Source organism: Pantoea sp. R13S299 (assembly GCF_048515925.1).
In the GTDB taxonomy this organism is placed as follows: Bacteria; Pseudomonadota; Gammaproteobacteria; order Enterobacterales; family Enterobacteriaceae; genus Pantoea.
The window spans coordinates 266074-287934 of sequence record NZ_JBLYEF010000002.1 but is presented as its reverse complement, the minus strand read 5'-3'; the positions used below and the strand labels follow the sequence as shown (position 1 = coordinate 287934).

General features: G+C 52.0%; 20 protein-coding genes, 1 tRNA gene and 1 pseudogene. 11 read left to right on the top strand and 11 right to left on the bottom strand.

The genetic code is table 11. From position 1 onward, the window contains the following. Window positions 1-467 precede the first annotated feature (467 nt). Complete coding sequence (locus ACN1CO_RS12330; protein WP_419139186.1) at window positions 468-1040, top strand: sce7726 family protein; 573 nt, start codon at window positions 468-470, stop codon at window positions 1038-1040. On the opposite strand, the gene ACN1CO_RS12325 is transcribed toward ACN1CO_RS12330, so the two are convergent. The 5 genes and pseudogenes from ACN1CO_RS12325 to ACN1CO_RS12305 form a co-directional block, all read right to left on the bottom strand. Beyond that, window positions 1030-2097, bottom strand: coding sequence for a beta family protein (locus tag ACN1CO_RS12325; RefSeq protein WP_419139185.1), 1068 nt, complete (start codon window positions 2095-2097; stop codon window positions 1030-1032). The two genes, ACN1CO_RS12330 and ACN1CO_RS12325, sit on opposite strands and share 11 nt — an antisense overlap. A gap of 391 nt (window positions 2098-2488) precedes the next feature. Further along, window positions 2489-2769 (bottom strand): annotated as a pseudogene (locus tag ACN1CO_RS12320) (phage integrase central domain-containing protein); the annotation flags it as partial. A gap of 143 nt (window positions 2770-2912) precedes the next feature. Next, window positions 2913-2997 (bottom strand) — tRNA-Leu (locus ACN1CO_RS12315). 134 nt (window positions 2998-3131) lie between these two features. Continuing rightward, on the bottom strand, window positions 3132-4163 hold the full coding sequence (locus tag ACN1CO_RS12310) for a DUF1176 domain-containing protein (RefSeq protein ID WP_419139508.1): 1032 nt from the start codon (window positions 4161-4163) through the stop codon (window positions 3132-3134). Between the two features lie 109 nt (window positions 4164-4272). Next, a complete protein-coding gene (locus ACN1CO_RS12305; RefSeq protein WP_419139184.1) occupies window positions 4273-4734 on the bottom strand; it encodes a hypothetical protein in 462 nt (153 codons plus the stop codon). Between the two features lie 377 nt (window positions 4735-5111). On the opposite strand from ACN1CO_RS12305, the gene ACN1CO_RS12300 reads away from it, so the two are divergent. Together ACN1CO_RS12300 and ACN1CO_RS12295 are read left to right on the top strand one after the other, a co-directional pair. Beyond that, complete coding sequence (locus ACN1CO_RS12300) at window positions 5112-6125, top strand: HNH endonuclease (RefSeq protein WP_419139183.1); 1014 nt, start codon at window positions 5112-5114, stop codon at window positions 6123-6125. Next, on the top strand, window positions 6122-6799 hold the full coding sequence (locus ACN1CO_RS12295) for a class I SAM-dependent methyltransferase (protein WP_419139182.1): 678 nt from the start codon (window positions 6122-6124) through the stop codon (window positions 6797-6799). The genes ACN1CO_RS12300 and ACN1CO_RS12295 overlap by 4 nt, the downstream gene beginning before the upstream one ends. Before the next feature lie 99 nt (window positions 6800-6898). On the opposite strand, the gene ACN1CO_RS12290 is transcribed toward ACN1CO_RS12295, so the two are convergent. Next, a complete protein-coding gene (locus ACN1CO_RS12290) occupies window positions 6899-7030 on the bottom strand; it encodes a hypothetical protein (protein ID WP_269202090.1) in 132 nt (43 codons plus the stop codon). Between the two features lie 129 nt (window positions 7031-7159). On the opposite strand from ACN1CO_RS12290, the gene ACN1CO_RS12285 reads away from it, so the two are divergent. Both ACN1CO_RS12285 and ACN1CO_RS12280 read left to right on the top strand, forming a co-directional pair. Further along, window positions 7160-7801: a hypothetical protein gene (locus ACN1CO_RS12285; protein WP_419139181.1), complete on the top strand. Its 642-nt coding sequence runs from the start codon at window positions 7160-7162 to the stop codon at window positions 7799-7801. Next, window positions 7782-7991, top strand: a complete 210-nt coding sequence (locus tag ACN1CO_RS12280) for a hypothetical protein (protein ID WP_029519648.1) — start codon at window positions 7782-7784, stop codon at window positions 7989-7991. Before ACN1CO_RS12285 ends, ACN1CO_RS12280 begins: the two co-directional genes overlap by 20 nt. Before the next feature lie 832 nt (window positions 7992-8823). Here ACN1CO_RS12280 and ACN1CO_RS12275 read toward each other — a convergent pair. Together ACN1CO_RS12275 and ACN1CO_RS12270 are read right to left on the bottom strand one after the other, a co-directional pair. Beyond that, the gene (locus ACN1CO_RS12275) at window positions 8824-9819 is read right to left on the bottom strand and encodes a YsnF/AvaK domain-containing protein (RefSeq protein ID WP_419139180.1); all 996 of its coding nucleotides are present in this window, start codon (window positions 9817-9819) and stop codon (window positions 8824-8826) included. A 16-nt stretch (window positions 9820-9835) separates the two neighbouring features. Further along, entirely contained in the window at window positions 9836-10237 is a 402-nt protein-coding gene (locus ACN1CO_RS12270) for a DUF2382 domain-containing protein (protein ID WP_010251609.1), read from the bottom strand. Between the two features lie 531 nt (window positions 10238-10768). Here ACN1CO_RS12270 and ACN1CO_RS12265 point away from each other — a divergent pair. The 3 genes from ACN1CO_RS12265 (at window position 10769) to ACN1CO_RS12255 (ending at window position 12730) form a co-directional block, all read left to right on the top strand. Beyond that, window positions 10769-11278: a DUF2501 domain-containing protein gene (locus ACN1CO_RS12265; protein WP_419139179.1), complete on the top strand. Its 510-nt coding sequence runs from the start codon at window positions 10769-10771 to the stop codon at window positions 11276-11278. A 132-nt stretch (window positions 11279-11410) separates the two neighbouring features. Continuing rightward, entirely contained in the window at window positions 11411-12046 is a 636-nt protein-coding gene (locus ACN1CO_RS12260; RefSeq protein ID WP_419139178.1) for a hypothetical protein, read from the top strand. A gap of 15 nt (window positions 12047-12061) precedes the next feature. Continuing rightward, window positions 12062-12730, top strand: coding sequence for a MarC family NAAT transporter (locus ACN1CO_RS12255; RefSeq protein ID WP_419139177.1), 669 nt, complete (start codon window positions 12062-12064; stop codon window positions 12728-12730). Window positions 12731-12773: 43 nt separating this feature from the next. Here the strand turns inward: ACN1CO_RS12255 and ACN1CO_RS12250 are convergent, their stop codons facing one another. Genes ACN1CO_RS12250 through ACN1CO_RS12240 form a run of 3 tightly spaced genes read right to left on the bottom strand, consistent with a single transcriptional unit; the run spans window position 12774 to window position 16575 of the window. Next, window positions 12774-14036 carry a c-type cytochrome gene (locus ACN1CO_RS12250; RefSeq protein ID WP_419139176.1) on the bottom strand — a complete coding sequence of 421 codons (1263 nt, stop codon included), beginning with the start codon at window positions 14034-14036 and terminating at the stop codon, window positions 12774-12776. A gap of 4 nt (window positions 14037-14040) precedes the next feature. After that, window positions 14041-15810, bottom strand: coding sequence for a GMC family oxidoreductase (locus ACN1CO_RS12245; protein WP_419139175.1), 1770 nt, complete (start codon window positions 15808-15810; stop codon window positions 14041-14043). A gap of 36 nt (window positions 15811-15846) precedes the next feature. Next, window positions 15847-16575 (bottom strand): gluconate 2-dehydrogenase subunit 3 family protein, encoded by a 729-nt coding sequence (locus ACN1CO_RS12240; protein WP_419139174.1) that lies wholly within the window; start codon window positions 16573-16575, stop codon window positions 15847-15849. 689 nt (window positions 16576-17264) lie between these two features. Between ACN1CO_RS12240 and ACN1CO_RS12235 the strand changes: the two genes are divergently transcribed. From ACN1CO_RS12235 to ACN1CO_RS12225, 3 genes are all read left to right on the top strand, one after another. Further along, the gene (locus ACN1CO_RS12235) at window positions 17265-18842 is read left to right on the top strand and encodes an ABC transporter substrate-binding protein (RefSeq protein WP_419139173.1); all 1578 of its coding nucleotides are present in this window, start codon (window positions 17265-17267) and stop codon (window positions 18840-18842) included. A 119-nt stretch (window positions 18843-18961) separates the two neighbouring features. After that, window positions 18962-20464: a helicase HerA-like C-terminal domain-containing protein gene (locus tag ACN1CO_RS12230; protein ID WP_419139172.1), complete on the top strand. Its 1503-nt coding sequence runs from the start codon at window positions 18962-18964 to the stop codon at window positions 20462-20464. 26 nt (window positions 20465-20490) lie between these two features. Continuing rightward, complete coding sequence (locus ACN1CO_RS12225; protein ID WP_419139171.1) at window positions 20491-21780, top strand: DUF445 domain-containing protein; 1290 nt, start codon at window positions 20491-20493, stop codon at window positions 21778-21780. Window positions 21781-21861: the final 81 nt, after the last annotated feature.

Below are 21861 nucleotides of genomic sequence, written 5' to 3'. Positions count from 1 at the left end.
CCTCTCTTTGGTACAAAAGGCTTGCGGGAGCCAAATTCCAGACAGAAAAAAAACTGGTCTTAAACAACTTTGATTTGCAATCCTAGTGCGGAGGCCGGAATCGCACATAACACATAACTCAATGATATTAATATCATTTGTTTTAACATTAAGCATTTTTACTCGCATTTGTACCTAAAAACAGAACCCCGTAAAAAATCAAACACTGCGAGTAGGTTCACAATCACGTCAGTTGAACACCAATATGGCTACCAACGCAAGATTTGATCAAGCAGGCTACAGATCGGCAACAATTGTAACCATGGTCTGCTATGAATGAGGGGGATGACATTAAATCCACACTAAGCAATTATGCTTGGTAAATGAATAGTCCAGTTATACATGATATGTACAATTGCCCTGGCCAATTTTTGTAAATACAGTAGAATGCAGTGCGCTACAGTGCTTAGAAAGTTGGGGGAGAATTAATGAAAGATCAAGATGTTAGAGCTGCCGTTCATCATAAGCTTCTGAAAGATATACATTCAGACCCTGACTGTATTGTTGTTGACGAGTTTTCTATATCTCTCGGTGCCAGTAGAGCAGATATTGCTGTAATTAATGGGGTGCTCCATGGCTATGAGCTCAAAAGTGAGTGCGACTCTCTTGAACGTTTGCCGCTTCAAATTGAGCATTACTCATCTGTCATGGACAAAGTTACACTTGTTGTAGCAGAAAAACATCTTCTTGGAGCCTTAGAATTAATACCTGATTGGTGGGGAGTGAAAACAGTTTCAGTTGGGCCAAAAGGTGCAATCCATATAAAACATACGCGTGGTGAAAAGTTAAACCACCAGCATAATTCTTTAATACTTGCCCAACTTCTTTGGAAGGATGAGTGTCTTGAAATGCTTGACCGATGGGGCTGTTCTAAAGGATATAAAAGCAAGCCCCGTTTTGAATTATGGAATATAGTGGCAGAAAAAATTCCAGTTACTGATTTAAGACATGAAGTCAGAACAGCGTTAAAAAAACGTGTTGACTGGAAAATTAAGGCCTAGCTGGTAAACTTTTTGCCAATTGAGTTAGTTGCGTAACGACTAGCTTCAAATGATGTGTATGTGCAACTTTTCTCCATTCTTTCGAACCACCTGACTTGTTTGTACCAAGCGCTCTCTGATTGATGTAATCATCTCCCCAGCTAAATTGTGGCCCATAGACACTGTAGATGGGCGAGCTTATCAGAATGTTGCAGAGATTTTTCGTTTGCCCCCAACCATTCCCTTTTACTGCTGTTCCTTTGACAAAGATCCACGATGTGTCATTTGAATATCTCACTGCCACGTACTGTGACATAAAGCGCGGATCCACACTCGAAATAGTAGAACTCGCTGTAGGATAGTCACTAAAACTTGGTGTTCTATTTAAATTTGTACTCTGAACTACGTAAGACCAAAGATCGTATTCATGTCTTGGAATAGGATGAATTTGATGTTGCGGTATTCCGGCCTGAGAAGTTGGATATGCTGTAGATGAAATGATCAACGACCTCCAATGAGCTTGACCAACAAATGTATTAAATACGTTTAAAGCTACTTGTTTAAGACTATCATCCGCATTTTGAATATCACCAAAATCAATAATAACATCAATGAGAGATGGGTGAAGATTAAACTGATTAATTAAAGGACCAAACAGATGCCATGTCTGCGGAGTGATTGAAATTGCAATTCCGTTTGTTAAGTTACGCTGGACTGCATGAATATAATTTAGTGACGATACAGGCGAAACGACAGGTATAACTTCTTTGCCAAAAGATCTTGCATCCTGGATGCACATGTCTAAAGGATGATGGCGATTTGTTCCGTGCACATCCAGGTATTTTACATCAAGAATAATTGGACGATTTGTTGGCCATGAAGATGCTAAGTTAGCTCCAAAATCAGACAAGTAAGAGTTAAGGCTTTTTTTATAACATTCATTTTCATGATCCCAGTCAATGTCAGGTATTGTTATGATTGGGGTTAATCCATCTATTGTTGCCTGTTCTAGCTGCATCAAAGATTCATATTCGGCAGGTCTCCACTTTAATTGTGGATAATACTGATGAAGATTCATTAACATTCCTTATCAGGTTTATCAGCGTGTTTTATAGGACACAGGACAAATGGTCCGAAGTACAAAAGCAGTATGATGCTGAAAATAAGAAAAAAATTTGAACTATATCTAATTTTTGATAATGTAATGGCTGTTATGAACGGAAGCTTCAGATTTGCAATCAACTATGATTACTATTTACATTCAATGAAATTAATGTTACCCCCTGAAGCAGTAATCCGTCGCTGTATATCCATATAAGTAAAAAAACGCCTGCTGGGAATTTTAGGCAAATTATGCGATGAATAAAAAACATGGGGAATAAAGAGGCTAAAATACAGGAACTACCCTGTGAAATTATTGACAGGTCATCCCAGACATTTATAGACCATTTTATCTTTGAAACTGGATAGGTGAGTTCCACTGCCAGCTTGGTTAACGGTCTATTGGAGTGGTGACCAATGCCATGATGTAATTCAGGAATGCGATTAAGTTCTAATGCAGCAGATGGTATCTTTTCTCCCTAACAACTGCACCGGTAATCTCTTGTTCAGGATTATAGTCAATTAAAACGCTCTGAAAGGCAAAGCGCATAATTGCTTTAGTTCGTTGCTATAAACGGGTGGCGACTTCAGGACGCCTTAGCGAATCTACCTCTTTAATATGTACAAGCAGATCCCGTATTTTTAAATCAACCCAAAAATGCACTTTTATCAAACAATTGATGCAAATGGAACCAGCTTGGCTTAAATGACGGATTAAGTAAGGAGAAGCCCGCAGGCATCAAACCTAAGACACAAAAAAAGCCGCACTTAAGCGACTTTAATTTGCATACATGGTGCCGAAGGCCGGAATCGAACCGGCACGCCTCGCGGCGGTTGATTTTGAATCAACTGCGTCTACCGATTTCGCCACTTCGGCACTGAAAGGTATGCGGAAAACGTTGAGGATTATACCGTTACCCCCTGTTTCCGCAACCCTTATCCGCAGGCGAAGGTGCAACTGCTGAAAAAAACGTCTTTTGGCTCTCAGGTTCTACTCACACAACAAACCATCTAACCCGAAACAGCCTTCACGTCCGTTACCAGCGTCGGAAGATCCCAGGTGCCGCCCGCATGGATATAACGGCACATACCGGTCCCACCGTCATAGCTTTTGCGGAAAGTCTTGCCATCCCACACCCAGCTCTCCTGGCTCATGCAGTCACCGATGCCCCGGCCTTTTTGCACACTGGTAATCTCGCCTTTGTCGTAATCTGACCCGGAAATGGTCACCAGCTCAGGCTTTCCTTTTAACTGATTATCAATGACCCAGTAGCCATAGCCTTCGTTATAAGCGGCTCGCCAGCAGAGTGCTGAAAGCAAAGCGTGGCTGTCATCCAGTGGCGTAAGCGTAAGTCCATCGGTTTCAGGATCACTGTTTTCTGCAGGTGAATAGAGGCTATCGCACGTGTCATCGTCATTGTGATTGACCGTTGCAAGCAGTCGGGTTTTCAGCGCGTCGCTCTCTGATGCGGTCAGCAAACGCGGTTCGCCGCTGAGGGTTTTGGCCGCCTGAATAACCGGTGCGGGCACAGCCTTAACCACGCTGCTTTCCGGCTTATTGCCCTTTTTGGTAAGCGCACCTGGCGTGCCGATACGGCCCTGCACGTCGTCCGCTTTCAGCAGCACGGCATACGCGCCTTCGCCGGAAAGCAGGAATGGCTTGGTGCCGCCTTTAAATTCCACTTTACCACTGCCTTTAACGGCGCTGATTACCGCAGAGGTCTGACTGGCCGACATTCGCCAGTTATCATCAGCCGCCACCAGATCGCCAGCTGATTTTCCGTTGATCCACAGCGTCAGCTTTTCCGCCGGTTCGCTGTCATCTTCGGTGTCGCCCAGCGTCACTTCTCCCACTGTCTCCGTTCCAGGTCCAGCGGTACGGGTGAGCAGGATAGAGCCAGACGGGTCCTCTTCTTTGGCATAACCCGCAATGCGGCAGGTCAGAGTGTTATCACACACAACTTCCCAGTCTTTGTGCTCAAGCGTTTTTCCGCTCTGGGCGGCCTGCGCCGACAGGGAGAGCATCGCCAGCACGAAAAGCATCGGTTTACAGTTCACTTTATTTCCTCGAGTTTTATTTCTGATATCAGTACTGGTATCACTCTCACCACGGGTAATAACAGGCACAGGAATGCCACGCCTTCCTGTCATTTCACAGTCGCCCCAGGGTCATTTCTTGTACCTCGGCCGCTGGATTGGCCTCTCTCACGGCGGCAAGAAAACCGGCAAAATCCCGATTAAAAAGGGTGTAGTTGTTCAGGACTCTGAACTCCCTTTCGGTGCGATAAGACCCGGTGACGTAACGCACCAGCCATACTCTACGATTACTGACTTTGGTTCCGGTGACTTTTATCCTGATAATATTTTCCAGCGGCACTTTGCAGAGTGTTTCGCCTTCACGCTGCTGATACAGAAAGTCGCTGTCATAGTAATAATCTTCCGTGTTCATACCCAATTTTTTTAATATCGGCGTATTAGCCGATATCTTTTTCATCTCTCCTGGAGAAGGAGGGGGCCCTTTTTTAAGGGGCAAAGGCCTGAAGAAAGACCAGATGAGCAAAATGAAAAATGCTAACGACAGCAGTGAAATAATAAACAAAAAAATCTGATGCATTTAAACAACCCGGACTGCGCGGATAGTTCCTGATTATATCCAGGAAGATATGACGTCGTTATCCGTTTTTACCGCCCTGCCCGATCATCTTTCAGTGCAGTACGGTCTGTCTGACGAGTGCCAGTTCCAGACAGCGCTGAGCGCCTGCCCTATGACTGAGTTGCCTGAACAAAACCGGCAATGACCCAACGCTTTAGCCTGTGCATCCTCCCTCTACTTACCTCTTACGCTGATGTTGTCTTGATTGTCTTACAGCGCCTGTTCGCCCTTAGAAACGGCCAAACTCCTCCCGACCTTTACGGTTTACATTTACCTGCATTTGTTATGTGATCCTGTTACGTGAATTCTTCGAGCCGTCTCGCAAAACAGGATCCTGCATGCGCTTTTACCAGGCCGATCCCCGCCTTGAAAACTACTGGCGCGGCGTTATTCTCTTTGGCAAAAACGTCGCGTCTTATAAATTTGCTCTGGCCCATGCGCTATACGACCTGAAGCAGCCGGACAACGATTTGATTACGCTGGAAGCGTTGGCCGTGCCTTTTGTGCGGCATTTATGCGCCCATCTGCGTCATGCGCCGAAGCAGATCACCAGCAAAAGCAGCGAGTTTCTGGAGGCATGCAGACAATTCAACGCAGGCGAAATCAACGAAGAACAGTTGATCGCTATTACCGTTAAGCGCGGTTTTGCTAACGTCATCGATGCTTTTCATAATGTGAATCACGCTGAGATCGACAAACGCTTCTTCCTGGATGAACGGCGAAGTCATAAAGGCATCCGGCTTACGGACAACTTTTATCAGCTGACGGAAACCGAACACTTTGCCAGTCTGGAAGCGGAAACGGATGCCAGATGGCGGCTGGTTGAAGAAGCCTGGGCGATGAACGTTTCACGCAACCTGATTGCGGTTGATTATGACGATAATGACAAGATGCTTTTCAGCCGTCAGAGCGGTCGCCGCATCAACATTACCAGCTGTCGCAGCAGCCTGAACGGCTACCAGAAAGGCCGGTGCTTTTATTGCTTCCGTACCATTGGCGTGACGGGAGGCGAGGAGAATCTGGCTGATGTCGATCACTTCCTGCCGCTGATGCTCAGCGACCAAATCGGCAACCTCAACGGCGTCTGGAATCTGGTGCTGGCCTGCCAGACCTGTAATCGCGGCGCTCAGGGTAAGTTTGCGCGTATCCCGTCGATAACGCTGCTGCAGCGGCTGCATGATCGAAACGAGTACTTTATTAATAGCCATCTGCCATTGCGGGAGACGTTACTCCGTCAGACCGGCGCAACGTCGACGCTGCGGCATAGCTTCCTGCAAAATAGCTGGGATACGGCAAAGTTTGCCCTGCTCCATGAGTGGCAGCCAGCGGCACAGGGAGTCAGTCTGTTTTGAGCAACGAAGATTATTACCGGCAGAACGCTCAGCGGTTTTTTACCGATACGGCAAGCGTGGATATGTCTGAGCTTTACCCGCCTTTCGTTGACTGCCTGCCGCCGGGCGCACGCATTCTGGATGCGGGCTGTGGTTCAGGCCGTGACGTCAAAGCCTTCAGTGAAATGGGTTTTGACGTCGAAGCCTTTGATGCATCGGCGGAGCTGGTGGCGCTGGCTCGTCAGTTATCCGGAAAGCCAGTAATGCAGATGCGCTTTCAGGATGTTGATGCGGTTGAAAAATATGACGGTATCTGGTGCTGCGCCTCGCTGCTGCATGTTTCCGACGCTGAACTCCCTGAGGCCATGACAAAACTGGCCATAGCGCTGAAGCCTGACGGTGTAGGGTATCTCTCTTTTAAATATGGCCGCGGGGAACGGGAAAAGGACGGGCGCAGATTTACGGATATGGATAGGGCTGGGTTACAGAAACTGATCGAGAGGATAAATACTCCCGGTGGCAGCCTCCTGACTAAAAATATGACGGAGATAAAAAGTGAGGCTGGCTCTGAGGGCACAACGGTAAAGAAATTTGCTCTTGAAATAGATAAAATCTGGCAGACCGGCGATGTTCGTATCGGACGCGGCGACGAAGTGTGGCTGAATGCGATTATCAGGAAAAGTTTAATCTTCTAGCTGCCCTGTAAAAGGCCCTGGCTCTTTCTTGCATATCACATGCTCAGCATCAGACATTATCAGTGCCCATCAGCGCCTGTTGTTGTCAGGATGAGCGCCTCAATGCGTATGGTCATGATGCAGCTTGTTTTCCACCTTATCCTTCACTTCGCCGGCTTTATCTTTCACCTTCTCAGTCAGGCTTTCTTTGTGGTCGCGGTTATACGCGCCGGGTGCACGTTGAAACTTCAAGGAAAGTTTTTTTACATAAAATCTTAACAGCTGTCATTTTGGCGCGGTCAGGCCCCTCAAAAGATTGCCATCACAGTTACAATATTTTAATGTTAATTCATCAATGGACACGGTTTCCGAGGAAAAGCAATGGACGCAACAATGCTCGCCAGTTCAGTCTTATCGGGCGTAGTTTCAGTACCGATGGATTTTTATCTGGGACTGGAGCGAACCTTTCAGGATTTAAACCTTTCTGATGGTGGCAGGCGCATCCAGTCACGCAATATGCATGACGACGTCCGCGTTGGCCGGGCTGTCTATCAGGCCTTCCGGGACAAAAATAAGATAGCGAAAATCGTTAATATCATCATTGATGATTCGCTGCAGTATCTTCCCGAACCTGCACTGCGTAAGGTTTATGACAAGCTGATAGGCAACGCAACGTCAATGACCAGCCGGACGGCTACGCAACTTACATTGTCTTCTTACCTGGGATCAAAGGTCATCAGTGGTGTCATGCTGTCATTCATTTCCCGCGTGGCACTCCGTGGACTGACCGGTGGCCTGACTGGCGGCGTCATCGCTCAGGGCGTAATTTCCCGCGCCTGTGAAGCTTCCAGACGACTTCAGATGCAAAACCCTGAACTGTGGCGAAAACTGCGGATTAACGACTACGACATGCTCTATTTCATGTTCGAAGAACCCCTGCAGAACTTCATCAAGATGGGTGAAATGTTACGTAAAAACCCCTCAGCCTCCAGAGAATTTATTAATGCTATCGAAACTTATTAGACTTCTTCGTAAGCTCATCGCCGAAGTGTCTGGCGGTCTGGTATTAATGGCTATGGTGGTGGGCATTTTTTTGGCAGCCACACTGAATGAGGGTGCCATGCGCATAATTGCTCCGCTACTCGTTCTTGTTGTGGGCCTGGTTGTTTACGGCCTGACCTGGCTGATAGCTGAAAAGCCAGACCGCCGTTAACCCTGTGCTGACTAAAGCCCGGACAACAAGCATAAGTCGTCATGATTTCAGACCAGATATCTAACGAACACGCTGTCCTTGCCGCCTGCGGAATAGATCAGTCAGGAGGTGGATATGGCGATATTCGCAAAGCATGATAATAAAAAATCTTTCAGCCTTAATTCAATCGAGGCATTAAATTCATCGGCACGCCTATTATTCCATTAACAATAAAAGAAAAAAGGACGACTCAGCAAATATATCCTCAAAGATAAATATCATCCAACCCGACAAAGCCGATTATAAAACGCGCTATAAACAAAGCGGAAACTTTAATTTAAACCAGGACAGTTCATGATAAAATCAGCAAGGATATTAAATAATATTTCAGCGGAACGTACTTATTACTGACTTAAAAAATTACTTCATAAAACAATAACAACTACAAGCATCTGAATATTTTATCACTTTTTTACAAAAGATTCCCAGAGCGCTATTTAATGAAGAAAGTCAGGAACGTTCTGCTCCTCAGCCTTTTTTAAGAACACTGAATAAGTACATACCGAGGTTGAGATGGAACAAGCACAATGCAGTGCGTAGGGATGGGGACTGGTTGCACGTCTGGTAGCAGGCAGTGCATCAGCGGTAAGCTGGCAGGATCAGCTGAGCAATGCAGCGTTACTGCTCAGCCAGTAAAATAACGGCAGCACCACCTTAACAAGCCGCAACCTTAACCGCTCACCTGCCCCACACAAACGCAAAAGAGCCAACCTCGCGGTTGGCTCTTTCTTGCATCTTCAGCATCGGGTATCAGCGATACCCATCAGCGCCTGTTGTTGTCAGGCCAGGCGCCTCAATGCGTATGGTCATGATGCAGCTTGTTTTCGACCTTATCCTTCACTTCGCCAGCTTTGTCCTTCACCTTCTCAGTCAGGCTCTCTTTGTGGTCACGGTTGTGCGCGCCGGGTGACTGCGTCGCCGCACCCGCTGCAGCAGGTTTGACTCCTGCTGTCGTACCCGGAAGCTCGCTCTCCAGACCACCTCGTGCATGGTCGATGTCCACTTCCTGACGACGCACCGTGTCATTAATGGTCTCGGTACGATCGCTGCCGTCGGTACGCACCACCACTTCTTCTTTCACGTGGGTCGTTTTGTTAATCACCGGCTGTTCGTGAGTCTCAGCGACCTCGACGGTTTTCTCAGACCAGTCCACTTCTCCGGCCAGCGTGGGTTCATTCACCGAGCGGCGGAAGATGTCAGCGTGCTGCTCATGCAGCGAGATATCTTCAGATACGGTATCGGTAACGGTATAGCGTCGTACGCGGGTGGAGCCTTCGCTGACCAGACGTTTACCTACTTCCACCTGCTCTTCGGCCAGACGCAGAATATCAGCTTCGCTCTCATCACCAGTCAGTGAGGTGCGAAGCGGCTCAGCCGGGCGGTCATTGGTCTCACCGGCAAACTGCTTACCAGCCGTCGGAATGATGCCCGGCGCGGTGGTGCCGTTCTCAACGGAACTTTGCATGCGTGACGGCACATCTACCGAGTCATGGGAGTGGAGAATCGTCATGGCACGCGCCAGCTTCTCCTCTTCAGTACGGATGGTCAGCACTACGCCGCCCTTGTCCATTGCTCGGGTGTAGACATCCGCTTCATCTTTATCGACGTCGTGCCCAAACAGACGCTGCCACAGGCTCGGATGGCGGACAGACTGCCCTTCCTGCTGCAAACGTTCTCCACTGATAAGACTGATGTCCCGATCAGAAAAGCCTGCTTTCACGAGATTTCTTTTCGCGGCCTCTGCCTGAATTGCAGAATCGAACAGCGTTACGATTTTTTCCTGTGCCATGATAGGTTCCTCTCTGTTAGCTAATTTGATCGTCATCTCTCTCAACGTTCACCTGCTGCTCACGTCGGGTCACCACTTCCTGAAAAGGAACATTCTCCTGCACTTTTCGGATGTGGATCTCCTCTTTAAGCACCAGCTTTCTGACGATTTGGATTTCTTCCTCTACTACCGGGACAATCAGTACACCGTTCTCTTCCCTGATTTCGGGCATCGTTTCAACGGGCTGCGCTTTCGCTACATGCTCAACCTCAACCTTCTCCCGGTTAAGCAGCGTACTGATGACCTCGTCATGCTCAGTTGTGGAACGGGTAACACGGACATGTCCATCCACAATCTTTTGCTTCGTCAGGGCTATTTGCTCTTCAGCGAGTTTAAGCGTGACCTCTGCATTATTATTGTGCTCTGGCTGTCCAGCCATAATATCGCTCCCGTTAAATTAAATATCTGCCACAACTGCCTGACACAGTGATTAAGCATGAACACTCTCGCGGATTCTGCAAGGCGTGATAATAAAAAATCTCGTCACCTCAATTTAATTTCGGCATATAAAACTGCATTAGGAAACAGCGGTCTTGCTTATTTTACCGCTGCGTTAAAAATAAAAATTAGTCAAAAATCAATACACTAACCAGAAGTCATTTCGCAGGTAAATATTAACCATCCAGACGCAATCTCTTAAAAATATGTTTATAATCAAAGCGGCAAATTTAATTTAAACCAGGACAATTCCTGATAAATATGGAGAGGATATTAAATAATGTTTCAGCAGAGAGCGTTTATTAATCAACCCGGAACATGGCTTCACGTAATAATAACACTCGCCATAATTTGAATATTTACACGCCTCTATTACAGAAGATTCCCAAAGCGCTATGCATTGAAGAAAATCAGGAACTTTCTGCTCGTCAGCCTTTCTTAAGAAAACGAATAAGCACATATAGAGGTTGAGATGAAATTAGCACAACGCAGTGCGTGGGGATGGGGACTGGCAGCACTTCTGGTCGCGGGCAGTGCATCAGCGGCAAGCTGGCAGGATCAGCTGAGCAGTGCAGCGTCACAGCTCAGCCAGCAGAACAACGGCAGCACCACCGGCACGACACAGCAGAATGGCGGCCTGTCGCTCTCTTCTATTTCGAGCATGCTGGGCGGCGGCGACAAAGCGGTCAGCGCCAACAGCATGACTAACGCCGCTGGTGTGATGCAGTACTGTGTCGAACATAACGTGGTGAAAAACAATGTGCAGTCGGTGAAAGATCAGGTGCTGAGCAAACTCGGTCTGAATACCACCACCGCGCAGGAACAGAAAAACGATTACACCCAGGGCGTGGCAGGTCTGCTGAATACCGGTAACGGCCAGCAGCTCAATCTGCAAAGCCTGAGCAACTCGCCAATGGGTGAGAAGCTGAAAACCAAAGCCTGCGACGTGGTACTGAAGCAGGGCAAAAACTTTATCTCCTGATCCCTTCTCTTCTTCTCTCCCCTCTCTTCCTGGAGGGGAGCGTTAAACGCCCCCCTTGCTGTGATGCCTGACATTCCCTTAACCTGGGGTTGAGCGCTATAGTGTTGTTTTGATTTCTACAGGACAGCACGCATGAAAGGCATCAACATCGCACTTTACTTCGACCCCGATCAGATTCAGGCCTGCGTTCACGAACAGGACGACAGCTATCTCAGCAAAAAATTCGAGTATGACGATGGCGTGATTGAAGAGATCTATCAGTGGCTGGAGCAGTACGAACCTAAACGCACCCACATCTGCCTGATTGAAAACGAAACCGCCGAGCTGCTGGCCGATGAGCTGGTCGACAGCGGATTCCGCGTCCATCAGGTCACCATGCATCAGCTGCTGAGCTGGTTCGCGACCGAGCCGCCCTCCACGCCAGACGGTACGCCGATGCGCGCGATGCTGCGCTTCCTGGAAGATGAACATCCGCGTGAATATGAGTCGCGCACACCGCAGACCGAAGCGCTGATGGAGATGTTCGACGAGCTGGATGCGCTGGAGATGGTGGATGACGCCGACGACGAAGACACGCTGCCCAGCGATCTGCTGCGTGCCATGAAGAAACACAAAATCACCGCCAGTGCCGCGGCCCAGCGTCTGCTGCCAGACGTTAACGAACGTATCCGCGAACATCTGATGCAGTATCCCGAACTGATGACACCCGAAATCCTGCAGGACTTCTTCCCGGAGCTGCTTGAGGCGCTGGAGCGCCCGAAACACTAATCAGGGAGTTCGGACATGCTGGAGCTGATTAAAGCGATTGGTCTGGGGCTGGTGGTGATCCTGCCGCTCGCCAATCCGCTCACCACCGTGGCGCTGTTTTTAGGGCTGGCGGGTGAGATGAACTTCCAGGAGCGCAACCGCCAGGCGCGGCAGGCTTCAATCTATGTGTTCGCCATCATGATGGTGGCGTGGTACGCGGGCAGCGCGGTGCTGAATACCTTCGGCATCTCCATTCCTGGCCTGCGTATGGCGGGCGGCCTGATCGTCGCCTTTATCGGCTTCCGGATGCTGTTTCCGGCTAAGCCTGCGGGTCATTCGGTTGAAGCGAAGCATAAACTGGATGAGCAGGAGGCAACCAGAGAGCCGGTAAATATCGCCTTTGTGCCACTGGCAATGCCAAGCACGGCAGGGCCGGGAACGATTGCGATGATCATCTCTTCCGCCTCGACGGTAAGAAGTGGCGTCGATTTTCCTGCCTGGGTGATCAGTGTCGCGCCGGTGCTGACCTTCCTGCTGGTGAGCCTGATTCTGTGGATCTCGCTGCGCAGTTCGGGTGCCATCATGAAGCTGGTGGGGAAAAGCGGGATTGAAGCGATTTCGCGCTTGATGGGATTTTTACTGGTCTGTATGGGCGTGCAGTTCATCATTAACGGCGTGCTGGAAGTGGTGCGCACCTTTCACTAATCCGGGATTTCCCCTCTCCTGACGGGCAGAGGGGAAAGCTCGATTACTTCAGCGTTTTACGCACCTCAGCAACCTGATCTTTGCTCACCGCTGGCGCGGTGTTGCTCCAGCCCTGACGAATAAAAGTCGCCAGCTGCGCGACTTCATCATCATTCAGTCGCTGTGCAAAGCCCGGCATCGCCAGTTTCGATGGCGCTTTTGCGGTAGACGGCTGCTGCGCACCGGCCAGAATGGTGTGGATCAAGCCGGTTGGATCGTTAGCATTGACGAGGGTTGCGCCATCCAGCTCCGGGAAGATCCCTGGTGCGCCTTTGCCAGTCACAAAGTGACAGGCACCGCAGTTATCCAGATAGAGACGCTCGCCTTCGCTGAGGTTCTTCGCGGCGGTAAGTTTCGCTTCCGTTGCCTGCTGCGCCTGCACGCTGAACGCCTGCAATGGCGGATTGCCGCCGAGGAACTTCAGGTAGGCTGCAATGGCTTTCAGATCGGCGTCGGTCATGTAGGAGGTGCTGTGCTCCACCACCGAGGTCATCTCACCACCGACTGCCGCTTTATCGTTACGGCCGGTCTGCAGGTAATCCACCACTTCCTGCTCGCTCCAGTGCGGCACGCCACGCAGTGACGGCACATCCCAGTTGTTCAGGCTGCCGCCTGCCAGGAATTTATCGTCACCGCTATCCAGCGCTTTCTCGTTCATGCCCAGACCGCGCGGCGTATGACAACTGCCGCAGTGGCCGAGACTCTCCACGATATAGGCACCGCGGTTAACTTCAGCTGACGCGCCATCCATCGGCTGGAAAGGCTTGTCTGACGCAAATGCCCAGTTCCAGAACCGCATGCCCCAGCGCTGGCTGAACGGGAAGCTCAGATCGGTTTCCGGCGGCTGTTCTGCGCTCGGCTGTACGCCTTTCATAAAGTAGACGTAGAGCGCGTGGATATCGGCATCGCTGATTTTGGCGTAGTCAGGATAAGGCATGGCCGGATAGAGATGCGATCCGTCCGGTAATACCCCTTTGCGCACCGCGTCAGAGAACTGCTGCTCGCTGTAGTTGCCGATGCCGTGCTGCTTATCCGGCGTGATGTTGGTGGAGAAGATGGTGCCGAGGTTCGACTCAATCGCCAGTCCGCCTGAATAAGCCGGCTTGCCGGGCAGCGAGTGGCACGCCATACAGTCGCCCAGCCGCGAGAGATATTCGCCCTGCTTAATCAGTTGCGCTTCATCTTCGGCGTGAACCGGCAGCGCAAATCCGCTGGCCAGCAGCACCGCGTTAGCAAAAATAAAAGACTTCAGTTTCAGCTTATTCATGCGCTTATGCCTGTACCAGTGGGCCGGGATTTTTCAGGTAGTGATCTTTGATCGCCTGAGCCGCCATCAGGGTAATCGCACCGATGGTGTCGGTCGGGTTCGCCTGGAAGTTCTGCGGGAAAGCGTTGCCGCCCGGCACAAAGACGTTATGCACATCCCAGCTCTGCAGATATTTGTTCAGCGCCGAAGTTTTCGGGTTATCGCCCATCACGGCACCACCCACGTTGTGGGTAGAGACATATTTGGTGATATCGAAGTCCGCGCCCATTGGCAGGAAGCTCATGCTCATGCTGTCCGGGTTCAGCTCTTTGGCGATGTTGCCGACGATACCTTTCAGATGCTGCTGCAGCTTCAGCTCATTCTCTTTCCAGTTAAACGTCATGCGCAGCAGTGGCAGGCCACGGTGATCGTTGTAGTTCGGATCGAGATCCAGATAGATATCGCGGTAAGACTGGCAGGTGGTGGTAATGCTGATCTTCATCGAATGACCGTACCACTCTTCCAGACCTTCCTTGTAGCCCATGCCCCAGGATGGCGTGCCTTTTGGCAGCGCGGTGCTGATTGGCGTGCCAGTCGCCTGAGAGCTGTGGATCTTCGCGCCGCCCAGGAAGCCGAGCGAAGGACCGTCGAAGTTGCCTGGCGAGATATCGTTAAACATCTGGCCGGTCGCGCCTGCGGTGGCATACGGATTGAAGTTCTTATCTTTGAAGAACAGCGTCGCGCCGCCGTTCGACAGGAACGCGTAGTTACGGCCAACCACGCCCTCTTCGGTAATCGGGTTGTAAGGCTTGCCGATACCGGAGAGCAGCATCAGACGCACGTTGTAGAGCTGGAAGCTGCTCAGCACCACGATTTTCGCTGGCTGGAAGCACTCGTTGCCCTGCGCATCAATGTAGATCACGCCTTTGGCAGTTTTCTTGTCATCGTTCAGCACTACTTTGATCACTTCCGCATTCACTTCATAAGAGAAGTTCGGCATGCGCTTCAGTGAATCCATCACCGCCGTCTGCGGCGACGCTTTGGAGTAGTTCAGGCAGGGATATTTACTACAGTAGCCACAGTAGTTGCATGGTGCAATCTGGTTGCCGTACGGGTTTTTCCACGCGCGCGACACACAGGCTGACGGGTTCGGGAACGGATGATAACCGAGTTTCGTCGCCACCTCTTTGAACATCACGTTGTTCAGCGTGTCATCCAGCGCGGGCAGCGGATAAGGCTCAGAACGCGGGCCTTCAAACGGATCGCCGCCTTCCAGAATTTTGCCGCGCAGGTTGCCGGTGTTGCCCGACTGGCCGCAAATCAGTTCAAATTTGTAGTAATAGGGTTCGATCTCTTCCCAGCTGAACGGGAAGTCCATCACCCGCATATCATCCTGCAGAATGCCCGGCTTATAAGCCTCGTCGACATAGCTCTTGAGTTTGATATCGGTTGGCGTCGGACGGATCAGGACCGCCGTCCAGTGCAGGCCGGAACCGCCTACACCGGTGCCCGGAGCAAACGCACCCCATTTACGGGTCGGTAATGCCGTCTGGCTGCTGTTATAGCGAACGGTGACCGCCACTTCGGCCGGTGTCGCAAACACTTTGTTGCGCACCGCATAGGCGTATTCATCCGCTGGTTTTGGGTAGGCGAACTCGTCGTAATCACGATCGCCGCCGCGCTCCAGGGCGCGCACGTCCAGACCGGCCAGTGCCAGCTCGATGCTCATCAGCGAGCCTGCCCAGCCGAGGCCGCAGACCACGACGTCGACTTCTTTTTTAGTAACCTGTGCCATGATAATCCTGTTTCAAATACCTGATGTGGAAGCGCTTTAAGCGCGTTCACCTTTGATGCTGACCGGGCCGAGCGGATAAGGCACATTGTGCTGTTTTACCCATTCGGTGAAGCTGGCACGCGCGCCCGGGAATCCGATGGCGATCCAGGCTTTCATGCCTTTATTACCGCCGTACATCGGGTCGGCCAGGTAGCCATGCTTGGTATCTGAAAGCAGCTGGCTGAAGAAATGTGAAGGTTTAAGATCGGCTTCGCCCAGCGCGGCAAAGTCGATCTCGTTTTTGTTCACCTGGGTCAGTGCCGCATCTTTCTCTTCCAGCGTCAGCGCATGAAACGCTTTCTGATGGGTGTTCTGCGACCACTCGTTAATCAGGCGGATGCCGGTCTTATAGATTTGCTGGGGACGGAACGGGATCTGATAGCCCATGGTAGCGGGCGCTTTCGTGTTGAAAGGTCCCTGCATGTAGATTTCGCTGCCAAACGCCTCGCTGTGCAGCTGCTGATCGATAAAGATCGGCACGTTGGTTTCCAGCGCGCCCGGCGCTTTGCCTTTGCCGCCCGCCGGAATCAGACGGTCGGTGGCGGCCAGAATGAACTGCCATTCATCGGCACTAAAAAAGATCGGTTTGTAATCGGCTAACTCGGGTGCGGCCATTTCGGCAGCCTGTGCTGCCGTAATGCCTTTGAAGACCAGCTCACTTAATGGCAACGCCAGCAGTGAACCGAGCAAAAATTTACGCCTGGTGGTGGGTTTTTCTAAAATCATATCCGCACGACTCTCATCTGCTAAATACCCGTTTTATTTGTTATGACGCTGAAAGGCTGAGTACAGGCAGAAAACTTCCCGCAGAGATAAAGGCACACAGCACAGACGACAGCAGAACAGACAAGGGCGGGTAGAATTATGGTTCGGTAACTAACGGAACATATCGGTTAATAACCTGGCAATCTTAGGGATATAACTATGTCTGAATGTAAAAATTGAATTTAAAATGTGTCGCGGTGAAAGTTTATCATGGTGTTGCGGAGGCGTTGCAGAGAGGTAAAAGAGTTACAGCGCGATTTTTGGACCTGAAACCACATAAACATCGGGCATTTAGCCATTATGACGCAGGATTGAGGGTTATTATTTTCGCTCTGATATCATCACGCTAAATAACCGATAAAAAAATATCATACTTCCATACCAGAGAATGATTCTCATCGTTAACACTATAGTGACTTTGATAGTCATACAATCAGACAGTGCGCAATTTGTGATCGCCTGAGTAAAACCAGCTTTATTCCGCCCGTTGCAAAATGACCACGAAATAATTACTGACCGTCATTATCTTATTTTGTTCTTTTGCCTGAATCTCTACGCTAATAATTGTGCAAAGCTCAGAACAAACCGGCATTTTGAGATTATCCGGCGACCGATAGAGTAGAGCTATCAACGACTCAGGATAACTCTCGATGCGCAAAACGCGACTCTCACTCTCTTTATTAACTGCTCTGGCACTGGTTCACCCGGCACACGCCGCGACGCCAGCCGACACGCTGGTGGTCGCCGTGCCACTGGATGGCATCATCAGTTTCGATCCGGCGGAAAGTTTTGAAACGGTCAGTAACAGCAGCCTGCGCAATATCTACCAGACGCTGCTGGAGCCGGATCATCAGAACCCGCAGAAACTCTCGCCACTGGCCGCCACGCGCTGGCAGGCTGGGAAAACGCCCCACAGCCTGGTGTTTGACCTCAATCCGCAGGCCCGTTTCGCCAGTGGTCATCCGCTGACCGCGCAGGATGTGGTCTTCTCATTAACCCGCGCGGTAAAACTCAACAAAGCGCCCTCTTTTATACTGGGTGAGTTTGGCTGGAAGCCGGAAAATATCGATCAGCAGTTCACGGTGATCAACGACCACCAGCTTGAGCTGCGCTGGCCCGCTGAAATCGGCAGCGATCTGGCGCTGCGCCTTCTGACCGCGCCGGTCGCCTCCATCGTCGACAGTAAACTGGCGCAGGAGCACGCCAGCAACAACGATTACGGCAATGCCTGGCTGAAGAACCACTCCGCCGGCAGTGCCGCCTATGCCATCAAACAGTTTGTGCCGCTGCAGGCGCTGGTGCTGGAAGCCAATCCCCACAGCAGCCAGAAGCCGCATCTGAAGCGCGTACTGCTCAAGGGTGTGGCCGATCCCGGCACACGTCGTCTGCTGATCCAGCAGGGGGATGTGGATGTCGCCTATCAGCTCGGTCCGGATCAGATTGCCGCACTGAAAAATGTGGCGAATGTGCGTGTCGACGCCTTCCCGTCCAGCCTGATTTATTACATCGGCTTGAACACCCAAAGTCCGCAGCAACCGGCACTGGGGAATCCGGCGCTGTGGCAGGCGGCTCGCTGGCTGGTCGACTATGACAGCCTGGCAAACCAATTGCTGAAAGGTCAGTACCGCGTTCATCAGAGCTTCCTGCCGGACGGCTTCGATGGTGCGCTGAACACCACGCCGTTCCATTACGATCTGAAGAAAGCACAGGAAATCCTGCAGAAAGGCGGCATCAAACCTGGCACTCATATTGCGCTGACGGTGGTGAACCAGCCGCCGTATATCGACGTGGCGCAGGCGCTGCAGGCGAGCTTTGCCAAAGCGGATGTGCAGCTCGATATCCAGCCGGTGGCGGAATCGGAGCTGTGGAGCAAAATGCGCAGCCGCGACTTTCAGGCAATATTCTCCTACTGGGGCGCGGACTACATCGACCCTAACACGAACGCCAGCACCTTTGCCTCTAACGTGCCGGGCGGCGGCAAAACCCTGGCGTGGCGCGTCGGCTGGACCATTCCGGAACTCAGCGCCCAGACCCGCGCCGCTGCGGGTGAAAGCGACGCTGTGAAACGCCGCAGCCGCTATGAGGCACTGCAAACCCGCGTCCAGCAGGATTCGCCGTTTGTCGTGCTATTACAGGGCGCAACTCAGGTGGCGGTGCGCAGCAACCTCACTCATCTGCAGCAGGGCATCGGTGTCAGCCTGCTCAATTTTGAAGAGGTACAGAAGTAAACGTTGATTCAGGCCGTTGCTTTACGGAGTAGCGGCCTTTTTTGGTGAATAGTTCTCCTCCTGTGCCGCTCCGGCTTGCTATCCTTCAGGCATAACCTTCAGCCTGAGAGTGGAAAATCATGACTTCCCCGCTACTGATTGCCCGGACGCCGGACGTCGAACTTCATCTGTTACCGCAAATGGCTAACCGCCACGGCCTCATCACCGGCGCGACCGGCACCGGTAAAACCGTCACGCTGCAGAAGCTGGCAGAATCGTTCTCTGCGAGTGGCGTGCCAGTCTTTATGGCCGATGTTAAAGGTGATTTGACCGGCGTAGCGATGGCGGGCCAGTCCAGCGAAAAGCTGCAGGAGAGACTGGCGAAAATCGGCGTCACCGACTGGAAGCCTCAGAGCAATCCGGTGGTGCTGTGGGATATCTTCGGCGAGAAAGGCCATCCGGTGCGCGCCACCGTTTCCGATCTCGGTCCCTTGCTGCTGGCACGTCTGCTGAACCTGAATGAGGTGCAGAGCGGCGTTCTGCAGATTATCTTCCGCATCGCCGATGATCAGGGATTGCTGCTGCTGGACTTCAAAGATCTGCGCGCCATGACCCAGTACATCGGTGACAACGCCAAAAGCTTCCAGACGCATTACGGCAACATCAACAGCGCCTCGGTCGGCGCGATCCAGCGCGGGCTACTGACGCTGGAGCAACAGGGAGCAGAACACTTCTTTGGTGAACCAATGCTGGATATCGCCGACTGGATGCGCGTCGACAGCAACGGTAAAGGCGTCATCAACATCCTCTCCGCTGAGAAGCTCTACCAGATGCCGAAACTCTACGCCACCAGCCTGCTGTGGCTGCTGTCGGAGCTTTACGAGCATCTGCCGGAAGCGGGCGATCTCGATCAGCCAAAGCTGGTGTTCTTCTTTGATGAGGCGCACCTGCTGTTTACCGACGCGCCCGCGGTGCTGCTGGAGAAAATCGAACAGGTAATGCGGCTGATCCGCTCCAAAGGCGTCGGCGTCTGGTTCGTCACCCAGAACCCGGCGGATATTCCGGATCGGGTGCTGGGCCAGCTCGGCAACCGCGTCCAGCACGCCCTGCGCGCCTTCACGCCTAAAGATCAGAAAGCGGTGAAAACTGCCGCCGATACCCTGCGCGCCAACCCGGCGTTTGACAGCGTCGAGGCGATTCAGGCGCTCGGCACCGGCGAAGCGCTGATCTCCTTCCTGGATGCTAAAGGCAGTCCGTCGGTGGTGGAGCGCGCCATGGTCATTGCACCCGGCTCGCGCATGGGTCCGGTCACCGGCGATGAACGCAACGGCCTGATCAACCATTCCCCGCTGTATGGCAAATATGACACCGAAATCGATCGCGAATCGGCGTTCGAAAAGCTGCAAAAAGGCTTTCAGACCGCCAGCGATAAGGCCAGCGCGCCACCGGCCAAAGGCAACGATGTCGCGGTAGACAATGGCATTCTCGGCGGTCTGAAAGAGATTCTGTTTGGCCGCACCGGCCCGCGTGGCGGTAAGCACGATGGCGTGGTGCAGACCATGGCGAAAAGCGCTACCCGTCAGATTACCAATCAGATCATCCGTGGGGTCCTCGGCAGCCTGCTGGGTGGCCGTCGCCGATGAGCCCGGCTCTCTGCTAAGATCAGGTTATGGATAAACAACACGAACTCAAACGGACCAAACGTCTGGCGCTGCTGCTGTTACTGCTCGCCGCCGCGACTTTCATCGTCACCCTTTTTCTGCCGCCCGGCTTCTGGGTCAGCGGCGTAAAAGCGATTGCGGAGGCCGCGATGGTCGGCGCGCTGGCGGACTGGTTCGCGGTGGTGGCGCTATTCCGGCGCGTGCCGGTGCCCTTTATCTCGCGCCATACCGCCATCATTCCGCGCAACAAAGATCGTATCGGCGAAAACCTGGGTCGCTTTGTGCAGGAGAAGTTTCTGGATACCGACTCCCTGCTGAATCTGATCCGCCGTCACGATCCTTCAAACCTGCTGGCGCAATGGCTGAATGCGCCGGGCAACGCGGACCGCATCGGCCGCCATCTGTTACAGGTGATGCGCGGCTTCCTCGATCTCACCGATGATGCGCGGATTCAGACCTTTATGCGCCGCGCCGTGCATCGTGCCATCGATAAGGTCGATCTCAGCCAGACCAGCGCCCTTGTGCTGGAGAGCCTGACCAAAAACAACCGTCATCAGGCGCTACTGGACGCGGCAATTGAACAGCTGCTAAAGCTGCTGCATAAACCCGCTACCCGCGAGTTTATTGCCATGCAGCTGGTGCGCTGGCTGAAACGCGAGCATCCGATCAAAGCCAAAATGTTACCGACCGAATGGCTGGGTGAACACAGCGCCGAGCTGGTTTCGAACGCGGTCGATTCACTGCTGGATGATGTCGCGCTGGATCAGGGCCATGAGCTGCGCCTCGGCTTCAACCGGGCGGTAGATAAGCTCATCATTAAGTTGCAGAACGACCCGGAAATGGCCGAGCGCGCCGAGGAGATCAAAGGCTGGCTGAAAGAGGATGCCTCGTTTAACCGCTACATCGGCGAGCTGTGGAATGATATGCGCAACTGGCTCAAGGCGGATCTGAGCAGTGATGATTCACGGGTGCAGGAGAAAGTGCGTGGCGCGGCGTTGTGGCTGGGTGAAACCCTGGCGGCCGATCCGGCGCTGCGTGACTCCATGAACCAGCATCTGGAACAGGCAGCGCGTAGCGTGGCCCCAGAGTTTGCCAGCTTCCTGACGCGTCACATCAGCGACACCGTGAAGAGCTGGGATGCGCGCGACATGTCGCAGCAGATCGAACTCAATATCGGCAAGGACCTGCAATTTATTCGCATCAACGGTACGCTGGTGGGCGGCACCATCGGGCTGATTCTCTATCTGCTGTCGCAACTGCCCGCCGTGCTGCCGGTGGTGAAAGGCTGGCTGTTCTGAACCCGGTCCGGCACGGTGACCGCCGCATTCCACCGTGCTGACCTGAACAAAAAACGTCGCTTCACCTGCTGGATTTTCGAT

What these genes read in the sequence shown, in the direction of transcription:
- ACN1CO_RS12330 (WP_419139186.1), top strand. Translation starts at nt 468, where the DNA reads ATGAAAGATCAAGATGTTAGAGCTGCCGTTCATCATAAGCTTCTGAAA.
- ACN1CO_RS12325 (WP_419139185.1), bottom strand. Translation starts at nt 2,097, where the DNA reads ATGAATCTTCATCAGTATTATCCACAATTAAAGTGGAGACCTGCCGAA.
- ACN1CO_RS12310 (WP_419139508.1), bottom strand. Translation starts at nt 4,163, where the DNA reads ATGCTTTTCGTGCTGGCGATGCTCTCCCTGTCGGCGCAGGCCGCCCAG.
- ACN1CO_RS12305 (WP_419139184.1), bottom strand. Translation starts at nt 4,734, where the DNA reads ATGCATCAGATTTTTTTGTTTATTATTTCACTGCTGTCGTTAGCATTT.
- ACN1CO_RS12300 (WP_419139183.1), top strand. Translation starts at nt 5,112, where the DNA reads ATGCGCTTTTACCAGGCCGATCCCCGCCTTGAAAACTACTGGCGCGGC.
- ACN1CO_RS12285 (WP_419139181.1), top strand. Translation starts at nt 7,160, where the DNA reads ATGGACGCAACAATGCTCGCCAGTTCAGTCTTATCGGGCGTAGTTTCA.
- ACN1CO_RS12280 (WP_029519648.1), top strand. Translation starts at nt 7,782, where the DNA reads ATGCTATCGAAACTTATTAGACTTCTTCGTAAGCTCATCGCCGAAGTG.
- ACN1CO_RS12275 (WP_419139180.1), bottom strand. Translation starts at nt 9,819, where the DNA reads ATGGCACAGGAAAAAATCGTAACGCTGTTCGATTCTGCAATTCAGGCA.
- ACN1CO_RS12270 (WP_010251609.1), bottom strand. Translation starts at nt 10,237, where the DNA reads ATGGCTGGACAGCCAGAGCACAATAATAATGCAGAGGTCACGCTTAAA.
- ACN1CO_RS12265 (WP_419139179.1), top strand. Translation starts at nt 10,769, where the DNA reads ATGAAATTAGCACAACGCAGTGCGTGGGGATGGGGACTGGCAGCACTT.
- ACN1CO_RS12260 (WP_419139178.1), top strand. Translation starts at nt 11,411, where the DNA reads ATGAAAGGCATCAACATCGCACTTTACTTCGACCCCGATCAGATTCAG.
- ACN1CO_RS12255 (WP_419139177.1), top strand. Translation starts at nt 12,062, where the DNA reads ATGCTGGAGCTGATTAAAGCGATTGGTCTGGGGCTGGTGGTGATCCTG.
- ACN1CO_RS12250 (WP_419139176.1), bottom strand. Translation starts at nt 14,036, where the DNA reads ATGAATAAGCTGAAACTGAAGTCTTTTATTTTTGCTAACGCGGTGCTG.
- ACN1CO_RS12245 (WP_419139175.1), bottom strand. Translation starts at nt 15,810, where the DNA reads ATGGCACAGGTTACTAAAAAAGAAGTCGACGTCGTGGTCTGCGGCCTC.
- ACN1CO_RS12240 (WP_419139174.1), bottom strand. Translation starts at nt 16,575, where the DNA reads ATGATTTTAGAAAAACCCACCACCAGGCGTAAATTTTTGCTCGGTTCA.
- ACN1CO_RS12235 (WP_419139173.1), top strand. Translation starts at nt 17,265, where the DNA reads ATGCGCAAAACGCGACTCTCACTCTCTTTATTAACTGCTCTGGCACTG.
- ACN1CO_RS12230 (WP_419139172.1), top strand. Translation starts at nt 18,962, where the DNA reads ATGACTTCCCCGCTACTGATTGCCCGGACGCCGGACGTCGAACTTCAT.
- ACN1CO_RS12225 (WP_419139171.1), top strand. Translation starts at nt 20,491, where the DNA reads ATGGATAAACAACACGAACTCAAACGGACCAAACGTCTGGCGCTGCTG.